The following is a 25,169-nucleotide window of genomic DNA, read 5'->3' as shown; positions in this document are numbered from 1 at the left end:
AGAAAGGTATTAAATAACGAATCTTATCATAATATTAAAGAATATAAGATATGAAACGACATATATTATTTGCCTCGGTACTTTTGGCTAGCATCTCTGCATTCGCTCAGAATGGTAATGTCACAGGTGTGGTAGTCGATAAGCTGGGAAACCCAGTGTCTGGTGCCTTGGTAGAAATCCTGAATAATAAGCTCATCAAGGCTTATACCGATAAGGATGGTGCCTTCGAGATAGGTGCCAATGCCAACGATAAGTTGATTATTGATGCTCCTGACCAGTCGAAGAAGACTGTAGCCCTCAATGGCAGCAAGGAGATAAAGGTGGTGATGGACTATGCTTCTCGTCCTGTGGAGATTGGCTTTGGCATCAAGCAGAATGTAGAGGAATCTACAGTATCTGTTGCAAGTGCTTCCAATGATGAGTTCAATAAGCGTTCTTCCAAGAATATTGGCAACTCATTGCTCAGTGGTAGTGTGCTCGGCTTGACAGCCCTTCAGGGTGCTGGCGACTACGCTTCTTATGAGCCTTCCTTCTATGTGCGTGGTTTGCAAGGCTTGAACGGCTCTTCTCCGCTCATCTTGATAGATGGTATCGAGCGCAACATCACTTATCTTTCGCCAGAGGAAGTGGAGAACGTGTACGTATTGAAGGATGCTGCTGCCACAGCTCTCTATGGTTACAAGGGAGCTAATGGTGTGGTAAACATCGTAACAAAGCGTGGTAAGTATAAGACCAATGAAATCAAGTTTACTTACGACCATGCATTCAATTGGGAGGCTCGTCGTCCTAAGTTCGTGAATGCCTACGACTATGCTCTCGGTTTGAACGAGGCATACGTGAGCGATGGTAAGTCACCTCGTTATACCGAAGAGGAGCTAGGTTATTTTAAGGATGGAAGCAATCCATACCTCTATCCTAATGTAGATTGGATAGGCGAGACTTTCAAGAATAATGGTTCCAGCGATATTTACAACCTGGCCTTCCGTGGTGGTGGCGAACGTCTTCGCTATTATACCAATGTGAATCTCATCAGCAATCTCGGTTTCATTGCTCATCCAAAGGAGAATTCTGGTTATTCTACTCAGAATAAGTATTCCAAGGGTAGCATCCGTACCAACCTGGACATTGACTTGACTTCAACTACCAAGTTGCAGACCAACTTGAACGGAGTCTTGATGGAGGCATCTCGCCCAGGTTTGAGCAGTGATGATCTTTGGGGTAAGATTTATACAGTTCCTGCCGCAGCTTTCCCTATCAAGACCGAAAATGGTCTCTGGGGTGGTAATGCAACATGGACCGGATATTACAATCCTGTAGCATTGACAGAAGGCCGTGCTTACAGCAAGGCTCATACCCGTTCTCTCTTTGCCGATATGACGCTGAGCCAGGATCTTTCTGCCGTTACAGATGGTTTGAGTGTATGGACTCGTATCGCCTATGATAACATTGCTGCTTACTGGGAGAATCATACTAAGGAATACAAATATGGTATGGGAAACTATGTAGGAGGCAAGGATGGTGAGATGTCTGGTGACAGTAAACTCGACTGGCAGAATAAGAACTTCAACTTCGGCGTTGGTGCCAACTATGACCATACCTTCGGTAACCATAGCATCAGCTCTGTATTGATGTGGAATTATGAGTATCGCAACTGGAATGGGCAGAACAATACCCAGTATCGTACCACAGCCACTCTCTACAACCATTATGGTTACAAGGAGAGATACCTGGCAGATGTATCTCTGTCTTTGGCATCATCCAATAAGCTGGCTCCGGGTCATCGTACCAATTTCTCACCAACAGTTTCTGCTGCCTGGGTGTTGAGCAAGGAGAATTTCATGCAGAATGTATCCTTCATCGACTTTCTGAAGCTCCGTGCATCATGGGGTATCATCAATCTGGACTATATTCCAGCAGAAGGATATTGGAACCAGACCTTTGGCGATGGCAACAGCTACTTCGTAGGAAAGGACAATGCAACTTCTTCCGGCGGTTGGTCTGAAGTTCGTCTGGCTTCTACCAATGTGATGGCAGAGCGTGCTACCAAGTATAATGTGGGTATGGATGCTACCGTATTGGGCGGCTTGAACCTGACCGTAGATGGTTACTACCAGCGTCGTGACCGTCAGTGGGTAAACGCTGGTGGTAAGGTTTCTTCTGTTCTCGGTGCTTCCAACCGCTATATCAACGGTGGTATCGTAGATAGCTGGGGTGTAGAACTCGGTGCCAACTATGCCAAGGAAATCGCTAAGGACCTGAAGTTGACAGCTGGTGTGAACTACACTTTGGCAAAGAACGAAATCAAGGAAGAATATGAGGAGCCACGTGCTTACGATTATCTGAAGCGTACCGGCAATCCTGTAGGTCAGATCTTCGGTCTGCAGGCAGTAGGTTTCTTCAAGGATCAGGCTGATATTGATCACAGTCCTGCACAGCAGTTCTCTGAGGTTAAACCTGGTGACATTAAGTATAAGGACCAGAATGGTGATAACATCATCAATGAAGATGACGTGGTAAAGATGGGTTACAATACTACCTGTCCTGAGATTTACTATTCTTTCAATCTCGGTCTAGAGTATAAGGGCTTAGGTTTCACAGCAACCTTCCAAGGTGCAGCTAACTACAGTGCTTATCTGGATACGCAGTCAATGTACCGTCCTTTGGTAAACAATACCAATATCGGTCAGTACTATTTCGACAACCGTTGGACTCCAGCAACAGCAGAAACAGCCAAGTTCCCTCGTTTGTCTGCTGAGACCAATGACAACAACAACCGATACAACTCTATCTGGTTGGCTGACCGTTCATTCCTCAAGCTGAGAAATGTAGAAGTTTACTACAACTTCCCTAAGTCTCTCTTGGGTGCAACAAAGTTTATCAACAATGCCAAGTTGTATGTTCGTGGTGTAGATTTGCTCTGCTTCGATCATATCAAGGAGTTGGATCCTGAGTGCTATGGTGCAACCTATCCGTTAAACCGTTCAGTATCTCTCGGTCTCGTACTTGGTTTCTAATCATCAACATTAAAAGAATACGACAATGAAATTAAATAAGATTTTTGGTGGCATGATTTGCTTGGCATTGCTCGCATCTTGCGGTGATGAGATGGACTATCATGAGTACACCGATTATGATAGCAAATATGTATTTACCAATTTCGATAATACAGCAGGCTTCATTACCAATATATATGGTTTCTTAGAGGATGGCTTTGCGCCATATAGCAGGGGAATGCTTGCATCCGCTTGTGATGAGGCAGAATTCTCTTGGAAGAACGGTAGCGTACAGAACTTTACCAATGGCTCTTGGAGTGCATTGAACGCCATGGATAACTGGAGCTACAATTACTTTGCTATCCGTCAGGCTAATTATTTCTTGGCTCACATGGATGAGTGTGATTTCTCTGATTATAAGTTCAACAAGGACTATGATGCCCAGATGTTGCGCTTCAATCGCTACCAGTATGAGGCTCGTTTCCTTCGTGCTTACTTCTATTTCACAGCTGTGGAGAAGTTCGGCGATGTACCTTTCACTACAGAGGTGCTGACAGAGGACGAGGCTAATGCGCTTCCTCGTACTCCTGCCAAAGAGGTATTGGACTTCGTTGTAAAGGAATGTGATGCGATTGCAGACAAGTTGCCTGTGGATTACTCTAAGTTGGGTGATGATGCTGCTGCTAACGAGACGGGACGCGTAGGCAAACTTGCTGTCTTGGCTTTGAAGGCTCGTACCTTGCTCTATGAGGCAAGTCCTCTCTTCAATACCAATGATGACAAAGAACTTTACCATCAGGCTGCTCTTGCTAGCAAAGCTGTTATCGATGCTTGTTTGGCAAATGGTGTGCAGCTCGGTAAGTATTCAGACCTGTGGGGTTCCAACAACTGGCAGGCAAAGGAGCTCATCTACGCTATCCGTATGGGTGCTATGAATGCTTTCGAGTACGATAACTATCCACGTGGCTTGGAGAATGGTAATGGTGGCAACTGCCCAACACAGACACTCGTAGATGCTTACGAGATGAAGAACGGTAAGCTTTGGAACGAGGAGGGTAGTGGTTATGATGCCCAGAATCCATACGCCAACCGCGACCCACGTTTCGGCATGACTATCGCCGTGAACGGTGAGAAGAAGTGGCCTTCTTACAATGGCGATGCCTTGGAGACCTACTATGGTGGCAAGAATGGTGAACCTATCGTAGGTGCTACTCCTACAGGTTATTACCTGAAGAAGTATTGCGATGGCAATGTCAACATCTCTTCAGTCAACTCAACTTCTACTCCTCATGCTTGGGTGGTCTTCCGCTTGGGTGAGTTCTATCTCGACTATGCTGAGGCTGCGTTCAAGTATCTCGGTAGTGCCGATGCAGTCAGTGCCGACCTCCCAATGTCTGCTCGTGAGGCAGTCAACGTAATCCGCAATCGTGAGGATGTAAAGATGCCTGAGTTGGCAGAGGGCTTGAGCAACGACGAGTTCTGGAAGAAGTATGAGAACGAGCGCATGGTAGAGTTGGCTTTCGAGGATCATCGCTTCTATGATGTTCGTCGCTGGAAGGAAGGCAACAAGCTCGCTACTATCACAGAGATGAAGATTACCAAGAACGAGGATGGAACATTCACTTACAAGCGCAATGTCGTGAATCGTGGTTGGGACGACAAGATGTATTTCTTCCCAATCTCCAAGAGTGAACTCCTGAAGCATACCAATCCAGACTTCAAGCAGAATCCTGGCTGGTAATCAATCAAAGTAAATACATGGATTGCTCTTCACCTTATTATATATGTCACCTTATTATATATAGGTACGTTTAAATATAAGGGGCTGGGCAATCCCAAGTAGAACAAACAAATAGACAAAACAATGAAAGCAATTAAATATATATTTAGTGCATTAGTTGGAATGGCAGTCTTGGCTTCCTGTGATAGCAATATCACCGATTTCGAATATCAGGGTTATACAGGAGCTCCAAAGACTATTGATGCTTCTGCTGTAACATCCGAGGCTCTTCCTGGTGCCATCCGCCTGAACTGGACAGTTCCTGCCGATTCCACTTTCTCATATATGAAGATTTCGTATGTGAATCCAGCTAATCAGGAGACGGTAACCAATGTGGTTTCTATCCATACACGTACGCTCCTCATTGAGAATACTTTGAAGAAGTATGGTGATTATACCTTCACCTTCCAGGCATTCAACGACAAGAACGAGGCGGGTGCTCCTATGCAGGTAAAGGCTCAGTCGGGTTTGCTCCCTGCTACCGTTACCTATACAAAGGGTGATAAGATAAATGTCACAGCAGACATGTTGAGTACCGATGATCAGGAACCTTCTGAGGGGCCTATCAAGAACCTGGTGGATGGCAACTATAACAGTTTCTTCCATACCCGCTGGTCATCTCCTCAGAAGCCTCTTCCTCAATATATCCAGATAGACTTCAAGGAGGCTCATCAAGTATTCATGTTCTGGTATCGCAACCGTAACGGTTCTCAGGTAGGTCCTGAAAATCTCGATATCCAGATCAGCAATGATGGAGAGAAGTGGGAGGGCATCAAGGAAATCCTCTCTGGTCTTCCTTCTGCCAGCCAGGCTGAATATACCTCTGAGGGTATCGATGCCGGCAAATCGTTCACCCATCTCCGTCTGGTTGTTACCAAGACCTTCGGCGACAATAAGTACTTCAACCTCGCAGAGCTTGCAGTATTCGAAGCCAACAAGGTGGTTTATGACCCGGAGAATGAATAAGAATGAAGATAAGGATTAAGATTGATATTTTGGTTAAGTAGATGATGAGAGGGCTGCAATAGTCATTTTTGACTGTTTTCTGCCCTTTTATCTCAATTTGCGTCCTTATTTTACCGATAATTGAACTATGAAGTTGATGATATTCTCTAACTTTGCACCCGACAAACGACTGCAACAATTGGCGTATTCACTAACTTAATAATAACATCAGCAAAATGAATAAACTATTCGTATTTATCATGTTGTGGATGATGTCTTGTCTTCTAACAATGGCACAGGCTCCGATGGACGGAGGCGTGTGGAAAGACAATACCGGCAAGCATATCAATGCGCACGGTGGCAACATCTTCAACTACAAAGGTACCTACTATTGGTATGGCGAAAGCCGCTCGCAGGATGGCAAGCCTTACAGCTCTCTCGGCGTAAGTTGCTTCACTTCCAAGGATCTCAAGAGCTGGAAGAATCATGGATTGGTACTCCCTGTATCCAACGAAGCAGGCTGCGATATCGAGGGTGGTTGCATCATCGAGCGTCCTAAGGTTCTCTACAACCAGAAGACCAAGAAGTTCGTGATGTGGTTCCATCTCGAGTTGAAGGGTAGGGGTTATGGTGCTGCCCGCTATGCCGTGGCAACCAGCGATACTCCTTTCGGACCTTTCAAGTTCATCCGCTCAGGCAGAGTGAATCCGGGTATCTATCCTGTAGGATTTGCCAAGCCAGATACCACCGACCTCAAGCATCAGCTTCTCTTCCCGGAGCTGAAGAAATGGTGGACTCCGGAGTGGCGCAAACAGATAGAGCGCGGCATGTTCTGGATGAGAGATTTCGAGGGAGGACAAATGTCAAGAGATATGACCATCTTCATCGACGATGATGGAAAGGCTTACCATATCTATTCTTCTGAGGATAACTTAACGCTCCAAATCGCACAGTTGACGGATGACTACATGCAGCACAACGGCAGCTATGTTCGTGTGGCAGCAGGTGGACAGAATGAGGCTCCTACCATCTTCAAGCAGGATGGCATCTACTGGATGATTACCAGCGGATGTACCGGTTGGGCGCCTAATGCAGCCCGCATGTTCAAGGCGAAGAATATCTATGGTCCTTGGGAACAGCTGCCTAATCCATGCCGTGGTGAGGGTGCCAACAAGACCTTCGGCGGACAGGGTACCTTTATATATAAGGTAGAAACTGCAGCACAGAAGAAAATGTTCCATGGTGCCGACTATGTATTCATGGCAGACATGTGGAATCCTAAACACTTGAGTGACAGTAGACACTTGTGGGTACCAATTTCTTGGGAAAACGGTGCACCAGTGTTGAAAAAACAATAAAAAATACGGTCGCTCTGCTTGTTTCTAATTAATTATACATATCTTTGCAGTTGCTTAGCTGAAGTAATCAGTAACTTACAACTTGCATTCAAAATATCAAAAATAACAAACAATATCAAACTCACAACTATCTATGAATTATATATATAGAAATATCATGATGACTCTCGTCTTGGCGCTGGTTCCTTTCATGGGAATTTCTGCCAAGAAAAAGACTATACAGCAGAGCGACCGCCAATATTGGTGCTCGCTTGCCTACAAGATGGCGCAGCCTGTGCTGGAAAACATGGCTAAGGGCGAGTTGCAGAAGAACATGCAGACTGAGTTCAGTCCTAGCTTCGACAACCGTAACAAGAAGGTGCTCTATATGGAGTGCTTCGGCAGACTGATGGCAGGTGTGGCTCCATGGCTCACCCTTCCTGATGATGCTACTGCCGAAGGCAAGCAGCGCAAGCAGCTGCGTGAATGGGCATTGGCTTCCTATAAGAATGCCGTAGACCCTCAGAGTCCTGACTATCTCTGCTGGGGTATCGGTGGTCAGAACCTGGTAGATGCAGCCTATATCGCTGAGAGTTTCCTCCGTGCCTACGATACCCTCTGGAAGCCTCTCGACGAGGTGACCAAGAAGCGTTATCTCGCAGAGTTTGCCAAGCTCCGCCACATCGACCCTCCTTATACCAACTGGTTGCTCTTCTCTTCAACCATCGAGAGCTTCATGGCGAAGGCGGGTGGCGATTTCGATGAATATCGCGTCAATTCTGCCTGCCGCAAGGTAGAGGAGTGGTATGTGGGTGATGGGTGGTATGCTGATGGTCCTTCGTTCGCCTTCGATTACTACAGCAGCTATGTGTTCCATCCAATGTATCTGGAAACTCTCCAGGCGATGGTAGATGCCAAGGTGAATTCCCGTCTCGACTATCAGAAATACTACGATAGAGAGTTGAGACGCTGCCAGAAGTACAGCATCATTCTCGAAAGATTCATCTCTCCAGAGGGAACCTTCCCAGCTTTCGGAAGAAGTATTCCTTACCGTATGGCTACGATGCAGCCGCTGGCTCTGATGGCATGGTATCAGACGTTGCCTAGTGATTTGAGCAACGGTCAGGTGCGTGCAGCGCTTACCAAGGTGCTCCATCGCATGTTCGATAAGGAGAACAACTTCAACGAGAAGGGTTATCTCTCTATCGGTTTCTGTGGAAACAGTCAGAAGAACGTTGCCGACTGGTACACCAATAACGGCTCGCTCTATATGACAACCCTCGCCTTTATGCCTCTCGGTTTGCCTGCCGACCATCCTTTCTGGACCGATGCAGCACAGCCTTGGACTCAGGTGAAGGCATGGAACAACCAGCAGTTCCCTAAGGATTACCAGTGGAAGGACGATATCGTTACCAAGGACAAGTGGTAATTTTTTCATTTGAATGTTGAATGTTGAGTGTTGAATGTTGACTTGCTTGCTCAAAGTATAGCGTTAAATAAAACATCAAGCACAGAACACTCAACATTCAACACTCAACATTCAACACTCAACACTCAACATTAAAAACAATGAATAGGATAATGATGATGTTGGCAGCTGCAGCCTTGGCTTTGCCTTTGAATGCAGCACAGCCAGCCAAGAAGACCGCTAAGGTCAAGAAACAGAATAAGAAGGAAGTGAAGGCTTCCAAAAAATGGGATCATGAACAGGTGGTGGAACTCATCACCAAAGTGAATAACTACTGGCAGGCTAACAACAAGCCTGAGGTTCGTGCCTTCTGGGATAATGCCGCTTATCATACCGGAAACATGGAGGTATATAAGATGCTCAAGGACCAGAAGATGCTCGACTATACCATCCGCTGGGCTGAACACAACGACTGGACCGGTGCTACGGAGGCAAACCCAGCCAAGTGGAAGTACAAACCATACGGCGAGGGTAAGGATCACGTTCTCTTCGGCGACTGGCAAATCTGCTTCCAGACTTACATCGACCTCTATAACATCGAGGCAGCCAAGGGAAATGCCGCTGCATCAGAATATATGGTGAAGCGTGCCAAGGAAGTAATGCATTTTGAAGCTTACTCAGAGCCAACAGACTACTGGTGGTGGAGCGATGCTCTCTATATGGTGATGCCTGTGATGACCAAGATGTATAAGTTGACCGGCGATACCAAGTATCTCGATAAGCTTTACGATAATCTCCTCACCACCGATGAGATTATGCTCGACAAGGAGACCAACCTCTACTTCCGTGACGGCAAGTACATCTATCCAAAGCACAAGAGTGCCAACGGAAAGAAAGACTTCTGGGCTCGTGGTGATGGCTGGGTTCTCGCAGGTTTGGCTAAGGTGCTCCAGGATATGCCTAAGGACTACAAGCAATATCAGTTCTTCGTAGATAAATTCCAGAAACTGGCTAAGGCGGTAGCTGAAATCCAGCAGCCGGAAGGTTACTGGACCCGTTCGATGATGGACCCAGAGCACGCTCCAGGTCCTGAGACCAGTGGTACAGCCTTCTTTACCTATGGTATGCTTTGGGGAGTAAACAATGGTTATCTCAGCAAGAAGGAGTACAAGAAGGTCATCGACCGTGCCTGGACTTATCTCACAGAGACAGCCGTTCAGGCAGATGGCAAGGTGGGTTATGTTCAGCCTATCGGCGAAAGAGCCATCCCAGGACAGACCGTAGATGCCAACTCTCAGGCAAACTTCGGTGTAGGCGCTGTGCTTCTTACAGCCTGCGAATATGATAAGTATCTTGCCATCAAGTAAGATGCCTATATATAATAAGGTATAGAATAGCCCTATATATAATAAGGTGTAAATTCAATCTGATATATTAATAACTGACAAACATGAAACAGAGACTGTTCGTTACATTAAGTTTGGCAGGATTGGCTATGGCAACCTTCGGTGCAACCAAACCGAAGGCAGCCATTAAGTCGTTGAATAAGACGACCATCCAGCAGCCAACTTACACAGAATGGCACGACCTTCAGGTGAATGCCATCAATCGTTTTCCGTTGCACACCAATTTCTTCACCTATCCGGCAGATGACTGGGTTTCTGAGAAAGACGGTAAGATCGTGAGCAAGGATATCCTGCACATGAACAAGACGGAAAGCAAGTATTTCCTTTCGCTCGACGGAACCTGGAAGTTCAACTGGGTGGCTAATGCCGACCAGCGTCCTACTGACTTCTACAAGGAAGATCTGGATGACTCCAAATGGAAGACCATGAATGTTCCAGGCAACTGGGAGATGAACGGATTCGGTGATCCGGAGTATGTGAACGTAGGCTTCGGCTGGCGCGGCCATTTCGACCAGCAGCCACCAGCAGTTCCTACCAAGGATAACCATGTAGGTTCTTACCGCCGTATCATCGACATTCCTGCCAACTGGGATGGCAAGCAGGTTGTAGTCCATTTCGGTAGCGTAACTTCCAACATCTATCTCTATGTAAACGGCAAGTTTGCCGGTTATGCAGAGGATAGCAAGGTAGCTGCCGAGTTTGACATCACTCCTTATCTGAAGAAGGGCAAGAATCTGATTGCCTTCCAGACCTTCCGCTGGTGTGATGGTTCCTGGGATGAGGATCAGGACTTTTGGCGCTTGAGTGGTGTGGCTCGTGAGAGCTATCTCTTTGCCCGCGATGCCAAGTTGCAGCTGGAGGATATCCGTATTACTCCTGACCTTGTAAACAACTACAAGGATGGTGTGCTCAACATCTCTACCAAGGTAAAGGGAACAGGCAAGCTGAACTTCATCCTCTTCGACAAAGAGGGCAAGCAGGTGGCTACAGCTACAGGATTGGCAAAGAATGGAACAGCCAACATTACGATGAACGTAGCTAATCCTCAGAAGTGGAGTGCCGAGACACCTTATTTATATACACTGCAGGTTTCCCTCTCAAGCGCGCTGAAGAATGGCAACATGAAATCAGCAAGCATGACTCCTGTCAAGGTAGGTTTCCGCAAGGTGGAAATCAAGAACAAGCAATTCCTTGTCAACGGTCAGCCTGTGCTCATCAAGGGTGCCAACCGTCATGAGATGGACCCTGACGGAGGTTATGTATTGAGCATGGAGCGCATGATTCAGGATATCAAGATTATGAAGCGCCTGAATATCAACGCTGTCCGTACTTGTCACTATCCTGATGATCCACGCTGGTACGAACTCTGCGATGAGTATGGTATCTATGTGGTAGCTGAGGCTAACCAGGAGAGTCACGGTTTCCAGTATGGCGATGATGCTGCTGCCAAGAAACCGATGTTTGCCAAGCAGATTATGGAGCGCAACCAGCACAATGTTTCCATGTACTTCAATCATCCTAGTGTCGTAACCTGGAGTATGGGTAATGAGACAGTGATGGGCGATAACTTCCTGCAGGCTTACAAGTGGATCAAGAGCCAGGACCAGAGCCGTCCGGTTCAGTATGAGCAGGCTCACAGAGGCGAGGGTACCGATATCTTCTGCCCTATGTACTATCCTGTAAGTGCTTGTGAAAAGTATGCGAAGGACCCTAACAGTCCGATGCCGCTCATCCAGTGCGAGTACAACCATACCATGGGTAACTCAGGCGGTAACCTGAAGGATTACTGGAATCTGATTCGCAAGTATCCTATCCTTCAGGGTGGTTTCGACTGGGATTTCGTTGACCAGGGCTTGCACCGCAAGGTATTGAAGCCGATGACCATCAAGAATCCTGAGAAGATGAGCAATGAAGAGCTCCGCAAAATAGAATATTGCTACGGTGGCGATTATAACAATTACGACCCTAGCGACAACAACTTCAACTGCAATGGTATCATCGGTCCTGACCGTCAGCTCAATCCTCATGCCTACGAGGTAGCCTACCAGTATCAGAACATCTGGGCTAAGATGGTGAATGCAGAGAAGGGCGAAGTAAGTGTATACAATGAGAACTTCTTCCGCAATTTGAGCAACTATGCCTTGGCATGGAGCCTCATTGAGGATGGCGTGGAGACTCAGAACGGTACCATCGCTGATATCGAAGTGGCTGCCCAGCAGACCAAGAACTTCACCATCCCTTACGACCTTTCTAAGGTAAAGGGCAAGGAGGTGTTCCTCAACATCGATTTCCGTCTGAAGAAGGCTGAACCTCTGATGGAGGCTGGTCAGATTGTGGCTTATGCCCAGCTGGCAGTGAAGGAGAAGAAGTGCTGCGGTCATTGTGCAGACAACATGGCTAAGGCTCAGGACGGCAAGAAGGTGAAGGCTAAGCTCATCGATAAGAAGGGCGAGCAGGATATCACCGTTACAACTCCTGATCTGACTGTCAAGGTGAACCGTACCACCGGTCTCATCTCTGAATATACCTATCGTGGCAAGTCGCTCCTCGGCGAGGGCGGTACCCTGAAGCCAAACTTCTGGCGTGCTCCTACTGATAATGATTTCGGTGCAGGCCTGCAGAAGAAGTTCCAGGTTTGGAAGAACCCTGTCATGAACCTGAAGGGTGTAGCTGTTGAAAAGGATAAGAAGGCAAACACCATCAGCATCTGTGCAACCTATGAGATGCCAGAGGTGAAGGGTGAGCTGGAAATCGATTATCTCATCATGCCTAACACCGGTGCGATGAAGGTAAGCCAGGAGTTTGATGCTTTTGATGATGCCAAGGTCAGCGATCTGTTCCGTTTCGGTATGCTGATGCAGTTGCCATACGATATGGACAAGAGCCAGTATTACGGCCGTGGTCCTATCGAGAACTATTCAGACCGTGAGGACTGCATGCGCATCGGAATCTACAGCGATGATGCCGACAACCAGTACTTCCCATACATCCGTCCACAGGAGAGTGGAACCAAGGGCGATATGCGCTGGTGGAACCAGACCGATGCTTCCGGCTTCGGATTCAAGGTGAAGAGCTGCAAGCCGTTCTATGCTTCCGCCATCCACTTCGATACCGAAGAACTGGATGATGGTGATGACAAGGATCAGCGCCACAGTTTCAATCTGAAGAAGTCAAAATTCACCAATCTCTTCCTCGATGCAGAGCATTCTGGTGTGGCTGGTGAGAACTCTTGGGGTGCATGGCCATTGGAGAAATATCGCCTCCATTATGGCGATAAGAACTTCACTTTCGTGCTCATTCCATTAGATAAATAGTAGAAAAGCAGGGATTTATACGAAAATCCAATATATTTAAACAGAAAATCCACCTCATTCGGGGTGGATTTTTTTATCTTTGCAGAAGATTTACTGCACCACCTATATTTAATAAGGTGTAAGTACAGACCTAAAAAATAAAAATAACGAACAATATGAGAAAAGCAAAATTTTTCGCAGCAGCATTGCTGGCGATGTCTTCACTCGGAGCTTTCGCACAGCATCAGTTTACTGTTCAGGTCAACAAGCCTGGAGCAGAAATCCAGCCTACCATGTATGGTATCTTCTTCGAGGATATCAACTTCGGTGCCGATGGTGGTCTTTATGCAGAGATGGTAGAGAACCGTTCCTTCGAATTCCCACAGCGCCTGATGGGATGGAATACATTCGGAAATGTAACCCTCAGCGACGTAAAACCTGCCTTCGACCGCAATCCTCATTATGTAACACTTGAGAGCGCAGGTGCACGTGAGAAGCAGACTGGTCTTGAGAACCGTGGCTTCTTCGGCATGGGCTTGAAGAAGGATATGAAGTACGATTTCACCGTATATGGTCGTCTTCATCTCATCGATGGCAAGCAGGGCAAGATTCGCGTAGAACTCGTCAATTCAAAGAATGATGTGATTGCCAAGCAGGTCATCAACATCACCAATAATAAATGGCAGAAGCTTACTGCTACCCTTACTTCTCCTCAGACCGATGCCAAGGGTTTGATGCGTGTTTATCTGGAGAAGGGTTCTGAGAGCGTAGACCTCGACCATATCTCTCTCTTCCCTGAGGACAACTGGAATGGTCTCCGTGCCGACCTCGTACAGGATTTGGCTGACTTGAAGCCAGGCATCTTCCGTTTCCCTGGCGGATGTATCGTAGAGGGAACCGACCTCGATACCCGTTATGAGTGGAAGAACTCTGTGGGTGCTCCAGAGAACCGTCCTCTGAACGAGAACCGCTGGAGAGATACCTTCCCACATCGCCTTTTCCCTAACTACTATCAGTCATTGGGCTTGGGCTTCTATGAGTATTTCCTCCTTTCAGAGAAGATTGGTGCTGAGCCATTGCCTATTCTCTCTGTAGGTCTGGCTTGTCAGTATCAGAACGATGATAAGGATTCTAATGCACATGTAGCAGTCAAGGATCTCCAGAGCTATATCGACGATGCACTCGACCTCATCGAGTTTGCCAATGGTCCTGTTACCTCTAAGTGGGGTAAGCTCCGTGCCGATATGGGTCATCCAGCACCATTCAATCTGAAGCAGATTGGTATCGGTAACGAGCAGTGGGGTCCTATGTATCCTGAGCGTCTGCAGAAGTTTATGGAGCAGATTCATGCCAAGTATCCAAAGATCAAAATCTGCGGTTCATCTGGTCCATCTGCTGATGGCAAGGACTTCGACTACGGTTGGAAGCAGATGCGCAAGTTGGGCGTAGACATGGTGGATGAGCACTACTACAAGAGTCCGGAATGGTTCCGCAGCAATGCCAGCCGTTACGACAAGTACGACCGCAAGGGTCCTAAGGTCTTTGCCGGCGAGTATGCTGCTCATGCCGAGAATGATCCAAACTCTTGGGAGGCAGCCCTTTCTGAGGCAGCTTTCATGACCGGTTTGGAGCGTAATGCTGATGTGGTTTATCAGGCTACCTATGCACCTCTCTTCGCTCATGTAGAGGGATGGCAGTGGCGTCCGGACCTCATCTGGTTCGATAACCTCAGCTCTGTCCGTTCTGCCAACTACTATGTTCAACAGCTCTACGGCGAGAACAAGGGTACCAATGTGTTGAAACTTACCGAGAACGGCAAGGCTGTAGCAGGCGAGAAGGGTCTCTATGCCACCGCTTGCTTCGATAAGGCTACCAAGAGTTACATCGTAAAGATTGCCAACACCTCTAACGAGGCAAAGGAAATCAACGTAACCTTTAATGGTATCAAGAAGTTGAACCCAGGTAAGGTAACCGTTCTCCATGCCGACGATATTCAGGCAGAAAACAAGATAGACAATAAAAACGTGGTTGTTCCTGTAGTATCAGATGCACAGGTTCAGGGCAATGTATTGAACGTGAAGATGAAGCCAAACAGCTTTGTTGTATACCGTTTCTAATTGCCGACCTCCAGTCTTCAATAAATCCTTAAGGTACAAATAGATAAGTGGATAATGTGAATCCCTTGCGACTCTAGTGGTTGCAAGGGATTTTTTCTCTTCTAATGCCCTTGAAATTACATGGCGACGCAGGAGTTTCTGTGTCAGGACGTAGGAAAGATTACGTCGCCATGTAGGAAAAAGGCACTTTTATTCCTAATCCTGCTTGTTAGCAGACTATTAACGGCTTCTCAATAGGGATAATGCATAGAGAGGCAGTATGGTGACATGCCTTATGGCATCATCGTCCTGCTTGTCAATGTAATCAAATGATCCAAAATTCTCTAAGGAACAACGGAATGCTTCGGTGAGCTTTTTCTCTCTCATGAATAGCCAGAGACTCTTCATGCCGCCCTGAGTGCCCGATTTGATTTCGATAGGGGTAATCTTCATGTTGTGGATTTCCAGATAGTCTATCTCGGCAACACTCTTCCCCTTCTTCTCCCAATAAAACATCTTCTGGCGCTGGATGCATGGTTTGTAACGCATCATCTCGAGTCCGGCAACCATTTCTGTTACGCCTCCCTTATTGACAAGTTCCTGAGGAGTGCCGGCTAAAATAAGTTCTATGAGCTGCTGAGACAGGTCGCCTTCCAGTTGAAGCACGGCTAACAGTAATCCTGGGTCCAGAAAGAGGACCTTCATGCTTTTCTCGTCAGCTTCCGCATCCAGCGGAATACCATTGCCCGAGGTAGCGACCACAGGAGTAACGATTCCTGCAAGTGTCAACAGGCGGATGGCTTCTCTGATTTGTGAACTCTGATAATCTGCTGATATTTGCTTGTATGTCAGTTTCTCTCCTGCCTGATGACAGATGCCACGCATCGTTGTGCGCAGTAAATCTGGGTTGACTCTCTTTTTATACTTGCTGAAATCATCTTCGTATGTCAGAATGATGTCTTCCTGGATGTTTCTGCATCGGTTGAAATCGTGTGTCTTGGTCCATGCCAGAACAGATTCCGGCATGCCTCCAACAAGCAGGTAGGTGCGGAAGTATTCCACGAGTTTATCATGGAAGGCTTGAACTAAAGACTGGTTTCCGTACGCTTCATTACGGAGAAGGATGAGTCCTTCTTCGTGATTGGCATACAGGAATTCATCGAAAGTCATCGGATACATGAAGAGCGAGTGAATCCTTCCTACTCCAAAAGTAGGGAGTTCCTGAAGCGTAAATTCCAGAAGTGATCCTGCGGCTATGACATGCAGTTCAGGATAATCTTCCTTGAAGAAGCGTAGTGCCATGATGGCTTCAGGGCATTCCTGGATTTCGTCGAGAAAGAGGAGCGTCTTACCTGCTTCTATAGGGACATTGATATAGCTACTGATTTTTTTAGCAATCAATCGTACGTCAATATCCCCCTGAAAGAAGGTTTTGATAGCCTTGTTACGTTCGAAGTTTACCTCGGCGAAATACTCGAATTGCTTTCCCAAGTTTTTAACTGCTGATGACTTACCAACCTGACGTGCACCACGAAGCAGCAAGGGTTTCCGCATGGAATCTTCCTTCCAGGCGATGAGTTCTGAGTCTATGTTTCTATGTATATATTCTGCCATAATCGTAACTGTTTGAATAACAGGTGCAAATATAGCGAAAATACTCAAATCCGAGAAATAAATCGCGTTAAAATACTCAAATCCGAGAAATAATCGGCGATAAAATACTCAAATCCGAGAAATAATATGCGTGAATTGTCTTATCTTTTGCAGGCTAAGAATAAGAAAAGTTTGAATTTTGCATAAAAAATACGCTCAAACGCTAGCAATTTGCTCATTTTTTCGTAACTTTGCACCCGCAAACTTATAATTAATAATAAAAGAAAGAATGGCTAATTTGAGATTTGAGGTTGTAGCCGAGGCCTTTAAGAAAAGACCTGTAGAGGTAGAGGCTCCCAAGGTGCGCCCTTCGGAGTACTTCGCCAAGTATGTATTCAACCGCCAGAAGATGTACAAGTATCTGCCATCTGATGTGTATGAGAAACTCATCGATGTGATAGATAACGGTACTCGTCTGGACCGTTCCATCGCTGATGCCGTGGCTGCCGGCATGAAGCTCTGGGCTGAGGAAAACGGGGTAACACATTATACTCACTGGTTCCAGCCATTGACAGAAGGTACTGCCGAGAAGCATGATGCCTTCGTGGAGCATGACGGAAAGGGTGGTATGATTGAGGAATTCTCTGGCAAATTGCTTGTCCAGCAGGAACCTGATGCCAGCTCATTCCCTAACGGCGGTATCCGCAACACCTTCGAGGCTCGTGGCTATTCTGCATGGGATCCTACATCGCCTGTGTTCATCATCGACGATACCCTCTGTATCCCTACCATCTTTATTTCTTATACCGGTGAGGCTTTGGACTACAAGGCTCCATTGCTCCGCTCGCTCCATACGCTGAGTGAGGCGGCTACCGAGGTGTGCCACTATTTTTACCCTCAGGTGAAGAAGGTGCAGACCAATCTCGGATGGGAGCAGGAGTACTTCCTGGTAGATGAGAGTCTCTATTCGGCTCGCCCTGACCTGATGCTTACGGGCCGTACCCTGATGGGACACGACTCTGCGAAAAACCAGCAGATGGACGACCACTATTTCGGAACAATCCCTGAGCGCGTGCAGGCTTTCATGAAGGATCTTGAAATCCAGGCGCTCGAACTCGGCATCCCTTGCAAGACCCGTCATAACGAGGTGGCACCAAACCAGTTTGAGCTGGCACCTATCTATGAGGAGTGCAATCTTGCCGTAGACCATAATATGCTCCTGATGAGTCTGATGAAGCGTGTGGCTCACAAGCACGGTTTCCGTGTACTCCTTCACGAGAAGCCATTCGCTGGTGTGAATGGTTCGGGCAAGCACAACAACTGGAGTCTCTGCACCGATACCGGCGTACTGCTCCATGCAGCAGGCAAGACACCGGAGGACAATCTCCGCTTCGTAGTCTTCATCGTAGAGACCCTGATGGGTGTATACAAGCACAACGGACTGCTGAAGGCGTCTATCATGAGCGCTACCAATGCGCACCGTTTGGGAGCCAACGAGGCACCACCAGCCATCATCTCTTCATTCCTCGGCAAGCAGCTCACCGACCTGCTCGACCATATCGAAAAGGCAGACAAGGAAGAACTCTTCGCCCTGGCTGGCAAGAAGGGTATGGAGCTGGATATCCCTGAGATTCCGGAGCTGATGATCGATAACACCGACCGCAACCGCACCTCTCCATTCGCCTTCACCGGAAACCGTTTCGAGTTCCGTGCCGTAGGTTCAGAGGCCAACTGTGCGTCATCTCTCATCGTACTGAATGCTGCCGTAGCTGAGGCTCTCGAAGACTTCAAGGCTCGTGTAGATGCCTTGATAGCAATGGGCGAGGACCAGACATCGGCTATTATAGATATTGTACGCGAGGATATCAAGACCTGCAAGCCAATCCGCTTCGATGGCAACGGCTATTCAGATGAGTGGAAGGAAGAGGCTCAGAAGCGTGGCTTGGACTGCGAGGCATCCTGCCCGGTAGTCTTCGACCGTTACCTGGACAAGGAGAGCATCGAGATGTTTGCCAAGACCAACGTGATGAGCGAGAGCGAGTTGAAGGCGCGCAACGAGGTGAAGTGGGAGACCTATACCAAGAAGATTCAGATTGAGGCTCGTGTGATGGGCGACCTGAGCATGAACCATATCATCCCTGTGGCTACCCACTATCAGAGCCGTCTGGCAAAGAATGTAGAGGGCATGATTCACATCTTCGGTGGCGAGGAAGGTAAGAAACTGACAGCCCGCAACGTGAAGATTATCCGTGAGATAGCCGAGCGCACCGAGTCAATAGAGCGTGGTGTAGAGGCATTGGTAGATGCCCGCAAGGTAGCCAACAAGATAGAGAGTGAGCGCGAGAAGGCAGTAGCATATCACGACACGGTAGCTCCAAAGATGGAGGAAATCCGTTATCAGATAGACAAGCTCGAGCTTCTCGTAGCCGATGAACTTTGGACATTGCCAAAGTATCGTGAACTGCTGTTTATCAGATAATATTTCCTGGATAAGGAATTAAGATAATAAAAAAAGAGTGCATTGTTTGTTACAGTGCACTCTTTTTTTATCACCTTGCTCCAGTCAACATCAACGCTTTCTTATCAGCGTTAAAAAAGTTGGCTAAATATCTGTCTATCTTCGTGCTTTTTATCCGTTTTCCCAAGATTTAACACTTTGCCTAATTAAAAGAGGGTGTGTCATAAGTCTAGACAGGGCGGACGCATCAAAATGCGTTCGCCTCCAAAAGTTTTGACAGGTAATTTTCGTCCCAGCCAGCTTTCATTCTTTTTAAGTTGAGACTTCCCTTGATCGTTTTATCCTTTTTAAGGATGGACAAAGCAATCTTAGTAATAGTAGAGAAGTTCCTTGCTGCATTTTTCACCTTTCTACTTTCGTCTTCTCTAAAGGTAAAGTCTAATTGCCAGTGCAAATTATTCTCTATTCCCCAGTGCTTTCTTATTGCATTGGCGATTCCCTCAGGCCTTTCATTTCCTAGGGAAGTTACGTAGTACCTGTTTTCCTCGGAAGTTTCACCTGTTGAAACGATAGTTCTTCGTGACAGAATGCCAACAATAGATTTTAGCCCTTCAAATTTGTTCTTGAACATTTTTTGAGTAGTGCTGCCATAACTCACCACTATACATTTCCTTTCTTCTAATCTGCCATGCCCTCTGTCAAAGGAAGTATGCTTTGAAACTATACCCTGATAGTCACGATCAGTGTATTCGGCTATGATATCCTTTGCAAAATCATAGCTTGTCTTTTGATTTTTCTTCAATGCAATAATATAATCTCCGTTTCCCTCTCTTATTTTCTTGGTTATAGAGGTTTGGCATCCCATGGCATCAATCGTTACAATGGTGTCTTTTAAGTCTATTGCGCTAAGCAACTTTGGTACAACGGTGATTTCGTTAGTCTTGTCGCCCACCTTCTCTTGAGCCAGAGAGATATTGTTATCAGAAGACCATGCCGACACAATCCACATGCGAAAATCATCTTTGCCCAATGTGTGCTCTGAATCGCATTTGCTGGAGCCACGCATTAACTTGCCGTCAATGGCTACTATGCCTTTGACCTCACCAACAATTTCCTTGACCCAATCGCGAAAAATTTGTTCAAAGCCCTTTGGGTCAAATATAGAGAAGAAACGATTGAAGGTGTCATGGCTTGGAATGTGCTCCAAACCTACCAAACGAGATTTGAAGAACTCCTTCTTAGTTCTTCCAAACTCAGCAATATCATCCCATGTTTGACATCCAGCCAGTACTGCTGCTATGGTAATATAGATAATATGTTCCATTTTATGAACAGTTCGTCCTGTGACTCTTGGGTCTGGAATTTGTTTAGATAACTTAATTATGCTCATTTTGTAACTTTTAAGTGTTTAATTATTCTTTACAAAGATACAAAATATTTTTGGTACAAGCAAATATAAATAGTTAATATTCAATAAGATACAACATTAATATCTATATGTTAAAAGGTAAAAAGTTTGATGCGTTTACCCTGTAAGTCTAGATAATAGTTGGCGCATAACAGTTGATTACCGCATGCACAACAGCTGTTGTGCATGCGTATATCAGCTGTTATGCAAGCGCACAACAGCTGTTGTGCGACCGGAGATACTGACTACCTCAACAACATATCCTATCTCTCCCAACAACTTATCCTATCTCTTCCAACAACAAGAAGAGGGTGAATAATTATCTTATGACACACCCTTTTAGATTCCGTGAATATGGTAAAGTTGGTTATAAGTAATATAAAGAACGTGGGGAAGTTTGTTTCCTTGCTATGTGGCAATGTAAATATTTATATCCATAATTAGCTTCCTTGGTTTGGGGTAATCTAGCAGTGAGAAGATGGATTTCAACATGCGTGTTGCCCCTTTTTTATCACTTTCAGCAAAATAAGATTCTATAGTTGTACGACTATAAAGCTACAGTTGTACGACTATACATGCTATAGTTGTACAACCATAGAGCTATAGTTGTACAACTATAGGGTTCTTAGTCGTACGACTATAGAATTTCTATTCGTTATTCTAAAAGTGTAAATATGTAACGCGTTGATTTACAGTATATTGCTATTCATTGTCGTGTTTGCAATATTCATGAATAAATTGGAGTCAGTTGAAAATATGGAAATCTCAGCGATGTAAAGCTAAAGAAAAAATCACGGAAGAACCTGATGTTACCTCATCATTATAGTCGGCACTTTTACAATATAAGTTTTTTCAGATTGCAGAACGATAGGAATGTAATCTGTCAGCAGTTTATTGCGGTCGGAAGGCATACTTTTTGCTTTTGACGAATGTATAATGACAAGATGATACTTTGTAGCCCTGTTGTGGCTTTGTGCTATCTATTTTTTGTTAATTTCTCGATTTATCTTACAAAAAATAGGAAAAATAGAATTTTTTTGCAGATTTTATGCAAAAAAAGATAATATTTCATATTTTTGTTGTAATTTTGCAGCCGATATCACATTATTATAAAATAATTTAAAATAAGACGAGAAATTATGGAAAAAAGACTCTCGCTCTTCTTTGTTTGTCTCTTGATGAGCATCGGAGCAGCGTTTGCCCAGATTGACGTATCTGGAACCGTAATATCTGCGGATGACAACGAACCGATTATTGGTGCCTCTGTTTTAATTTCTGGGGGGGCAGCCACTAAGGGTACAGTCACAGATATTGACGGTAACTTTAAATTGAACGTTCCTAATGGAACTAAACTCGTGTTTAGTTACGTGGGAATGAAAAGTCAGACAGTGCTTGCCTCTGCCCACATGAAGGTGGTGCTTCATCCAGAAGCGCAGTTGCAGGAGGTAGTTGTTACTGGTTTACAGAAAACAGACCGACGCTTATTTACCGGTGCTACCGACCGTGTAAATGCCGAGGAAGCAAAATTGAATGGTGTTGCCGACATCAGCCGTTCTTTGGAAGGCCGTGCTGCCGGTGTGTCTGTGCAGAACGTGAGTGGTACCTTTGGTTCTGCTCCAAAGATTCGTGTGCGTGGTGCAACATCTATCTATGGTTCTTCAAAACCTCTTTGGGTAGTGGATGGCGTTATTATGGAGGATGTATCCGATGTGAGCGCAGATGATTTGGCTTCCGGTGACCCGGAGACCCTGATCTCTTCTGCCATCGCAGGCTTGAACTCTGATGATATCGAGAGTTTCCAGATTCTGAAGGATGGTTCTGCTACCTCTATTTATGGTGCGCGTGCGATGGCAGGTGTCATCGTCGTTACTACCAAGAAGGGTAAGCAGGGACAGGCTCATCTGAACTATACCGGTGAGTTTACCACCCGTCTGATTCCATCTTATGGCAATTTTGATATTCTCAACTCTCAGGACCAGATGGCCATCTACAAGGAGTTGAGGGATAAGGGATGGCTCAATCTTTCAGATATTCTCAATGGTAGCGACTATGGTGTATATGGAAAGATGTATGAGCTCATCAATACCTACAACAGTACTTCTGGTATGTTCGGACTTGCCAACAATCAGGAGTCTCAGAATGCTTATCTCCAGCAGGCTGAGTATCGCAATACCAACTGGTTCAAGCAGCTTTTCTCTTCTGCCATCATGCAGAACCACTCTGTAAGCTTGAGCGGTGGTACCGAGAAGAGTAACTATTATGCTTCACTTTCTGCTATGGTTGACCCAGGATGGTACAAGGATAGCAAGGTGAACCGTTATACCGTGAGCATGAATATGACTCATCATATTCTTGATAATCTTTCTGTCAACTTGATTGGTGGTGGTTCTTACCGTAAGCAGAGAGCTCCAGGAACTTTGGGACAGGATGTGGATGTAGTATCAGGTCAGGTGAAGCGTGACTTCGATATCAACCCATATTCTTACGCCCTGAACACATCACGTGCGCTCGATCCTTATACTTATTATCATGCCAACTATGCAGCATTCAACATCCTGCATGAGTTGGAGAGCAACTACATCGACCTGAACGTGGCTGATGCCAAGTTCCAGTTGGAGTTGAAGTGGAAGCCATTCAAGGATCTTGAGTTCGCTACCCTGGGTGCCATCAAGTATAGCACTTCTTCACAGGAGCACAACATTCTGGAAGATTCCAACCAGGCTTTGGCTTATCGCGCCATGGACAACGCACTGATCCGTGATGCCAACAAGCTGCTCTTCACTGATAAGGACGACCTCTATGCCTTGCCAGTATCAGTATTGAAGCAGGGTGGTATCTATCAGCGTACAGAGAACCGTATGTTGGACTATGACTTCCGTGCCACAGTCAACTACAACCATACTTTTGCGCAGAAGCACATCGTCAACCTCTTTGGTGGTCTCGAAACTACCAGCATCAGCCGTAACCGCAGCTGGTTTAACGGCTGGGGTATGAACTACCGTGGTGAGACCGCTTACTTCGAGTATCTCTATTTTAAGAAGTTGGACCAGGAGAACTCAAACTATTACAGCTTGCGCAACACCGATTCACGCAGTGCAGCATTCTATGCCAATGCTACCTATTCTTTCAACGGAAAGTATGTAGTGAACGGAACATTCCGCTATGAAGGTTCTAACCAGATGGGTCGTACCACCAAGGCACGTTGGATGCCTACATGGAACCTGTCAGGTGCATGGAACGTACACGAGGAGAGCTTCTTCCCTAAACTCAAGCCATTGTCAAGCCTCACCTTCCGTGTGTCTTACAGTTTGACTGGTACTCCTCCTGATGCAGCTTACTGCAATGCACTTACCAAGCTCTCTATGAATACCCCTTACCGTCCTACAACTACCGACAAGGAGTTGGGATTTGTGGTAGCAGCACTCGGTAATGATGAGCTTACTTACGAGAAGAAGCACGAGTTCAACTTCGGTGTGGATGCAGGTTTCTTCAACAACCGTCTGAATGTGACCTTCGATGTATATCAGCGTCGCAACTTCGATGAGATTGCTCCTACTGTTACCCAGCTCTATGGCACCGCTTATGCCAATGTAGGTTCCATGAAGTCATGGGGTGAGGAGTTGAGTATCTCTTCTACCAATATCAAGACCCAGGATTTCAGCTGGCAGACCAGTCTGATTTATTCTCACAACCGTACAGAGATTACTGACCTCTACAATCAGGGTCGCGTTATCGACCTGGTTCAGGGTAACGGTTTTGCCAAGCAGGGTTATCCTGCCCGTGCCTTGTTCTCAATCCCATTCGTGGGCATCAATGAGAAGGGGTATCCAGTATGCATCAATGAGAAGGGCCAGGCTACCGTGGGTAACCTCAACTTCCAGGAGCGTGACAATACAGACTATCTGATTTACGAGGGTTCTACAGACCCAGTTTACAATGGCTCTTTGGGTAACACCTTTAACTATAAGGGTTTCCATCTGAACGTATTCCTTACATACGCCTTCGGAAACGTGGTTCGTCTTGACCCGGCTTTCAGTGCCAAGTATAACGACTTGACCTCTATGACCCACGATTTCAAGAACCGCTGGATGCAGCCTGGTGATGAGAATGTTACCAATGTGCCTGGTGTAGTGAGCCGTTATGAGTATGAGCAGAACAGCACATTGCTTGCTACTGCCTACAATGCTTACAACTATACATCTGTTCGCACAGCCAAGGGTGACTTCATCCGCTTGAAGGAAATTTCACTGGCATACGACTTCCCACACCGCTGGTTTGAAAAATCACCAGTGAACAACATCTCATTGAAGCTTCAGGCTACCAACCTCATGCTGCTCTATGCAGACAAGAAGCTGAACGGTCAGGATCCTGAGTTTATGAATGCGGGTGGTGTGGCTTCACCAATGCCAAAGCAGTTTACTCTTACATTGAAACTTGGACTTTAATTATTGT

12 protein-coding genes are annotated in these 25,169 nt (G+C 46.2%); 10 read left to right on the top strand and 2 right to left on the bottom strand.

Annotation, left to right across the window (positions count from 1 at the left end; translation table 11 throughout):
- The first annotated feature begins 50 nt into the window (after positions 1-50).
- The 8 genes from KUA46_RS11900 (at position 51) to KUA46_RS11865 (ending at position 15,279) form a co-directional block, all read left to right on the top strand.
- Entirely contained in the window at positions 51-3,014 is a 2,964-nt protein-coding gene (locus KUA46_RS11900; protein WP_218487712.1) for a SusC/RagA family TonB-linked outer membrane protein, read from the top strand.
- Positions 3,015-3,039: 25 nt separating this feature from the next.
- Positions 3,040-4,734, top strand: a complete 1,695-nt coding sequence (locus tag KUA46_RS11895; RefSeq protein ID WP_218487711.1) for a RagB/SusD family nutrient uptake outer membrane protein — start codon at positions 3,040-3,042, stop codon at positions 4,732-4,734.
- 123 nt (positions 4,735-4,857) lie between these two features.
- Positions 4,858-5,739: a discoidin domain-containing protein gene (locus KUA46_RS11890; protein WP_217745482.1), complete on the top strand. Its 882-nt coding sequence runs from the start codon at positions 4,858-4,860 to the stop codon at positions 5,737-5,739.
- Between the two features lie 215 nt (positions 5,740-5,954).
- On the top strand, positions 5,955-7,076 hold the full coding sequence (locus tag KUA46_RS11885; protein WP_217745483.1) for a glycoside hydrolase family 43 protein: 1,122 nt from the start codon (positions 5,955-5,957) through the stop codon (positions 7,074-7,076).
- Positions 7,077-7,209: 133 nt separating this feature from the next.
- Positions 7,210-8,484, top strand: a complete 1,275-nt coding sequence (locus KUA46_RS11880; protein WP_217745484.1) for a DUF2264 domain-containing protein — start codon at positions 7,210-7,212, stop codon at positions 8,482-8,484.
- 140 nt (positions 8,485-8,624) lie between these two features.
- Positions 8,625-9,830, top strand: coding sequence for a glycoside hydrolase family 88/105 protein (locus KUA46_RS11875; protein WP_254881158.1), 1,206 nt, complete (start codon positions 8,625-8,627; stop codon positions 9,828-9,830).
- A gap of 83 nt (positions 9,831-9,913) precedes the next feature.
- Positions 9,914-13,183, top strand: a complete 3,270-nt coding sequence (locus KUA46_RS11870; RefSeq protein WP_218487710.1) for a glycoside hydrolase family 2 TIM barrel-domain containing protein — start codon at positions 9,914-9,916, stop codon at positions 13,181-13,183.
- Positions 13,184-13,338: 155 nt separating this feature from the next.
- Positions 13,339-15,279 carry an alpha-L-arabinofuranosidase C-terminal domain-containing protein gene (locus tag KUA46_RS11865; protein WP_218487709.1) on the top strand — a complete coding sequence of 647 codons (1,941 nt, stop codon included), beginning with the start codon at positions 13,339-13,341 and terminating at the stop codon, positions 15,277-15,279.
- A 219-nt stretch (positions 15,280-15,498) separates the two neighbouring features.
- Here KUA46_RS11865 and KUA46_RS11860 read toward each other — a convergent pair whose 3' ends face one another.
- On the bottom strand, positions 15,499-16,872 hold the full coding sequence (locus tag KUA46_RS11860) for an ATP-binding protein (protein WP_218487708.1): 1,374 nt from the start codon (positions 16,870-16,872) through the stop codon (positions 15,499-15,501).
- A gap of 268 nt (positions 16,873-17,140) precedes the next feature.
- On the opposite strand from KUA46_RS11860, the gene KUA46_RS11855 reads away from it, so the two are divergent.
- Positions 17,141-19,330 (top strand): glutamine synthetase III, encoded by a 2,190-nt coding sequence (locus KUA46_RS11855; RefSeq protein ID WP_218487707.1) that lies wholly within the window; start codon positions 17,141-17,143, stop codon positions 19,328-19,330.
- Positions 19,331-19,556: 226 nt separating this feature from the next.
- Here KUA46_RS11855 and KUA46_RS11850 read toward each other — a convergent pair whose 3' ends face one another.
- Positions 19,557-20,699 carry an ISAs1 family transposase gene (locus KUA46_RS11850; protein ID WP_211421283.1) on the bottom strand — a complete coding sequence of 381 codons (1,143 nt, stop codon included), beginning with the start codon at positions 20,697-20,699 and terminating at the stop codon, positions 19,557-19,559.
- Between the two features lie 1,157 nt (positions 20,700-21,856).
- Between KUA46_RS11850 and KUA46_RS11845 the strand changes: the two genes are divergently transcribed.
- Complete coding sequence (locus tag KUA46_RS11845) at positions 21,857-25,162, top strand: SusC/RagA family TonB-linked outer membrane protein (RefSeq protein ID WP_218486713.1); 3,306 nt, start codon at positions 21,857-21,859, stop codon at positions 25,160-25,162.
- Positions 25,163-25,169 lie beyond the last annotated feature (7 nt).

The sequence above is a fragment of the Segatella copri genome, from assembly GCF_019249765.2.
Classification (GTDB): domain Bacteria; phylum Bacteroidota; class Bacteroidia; order Bacteroidales; family Bacteroidaceae; genus Prevotella; species Prevotella copri_K.
This window is presented reverse-complemented; position numbering and strand designations above follow the sequence as displayed.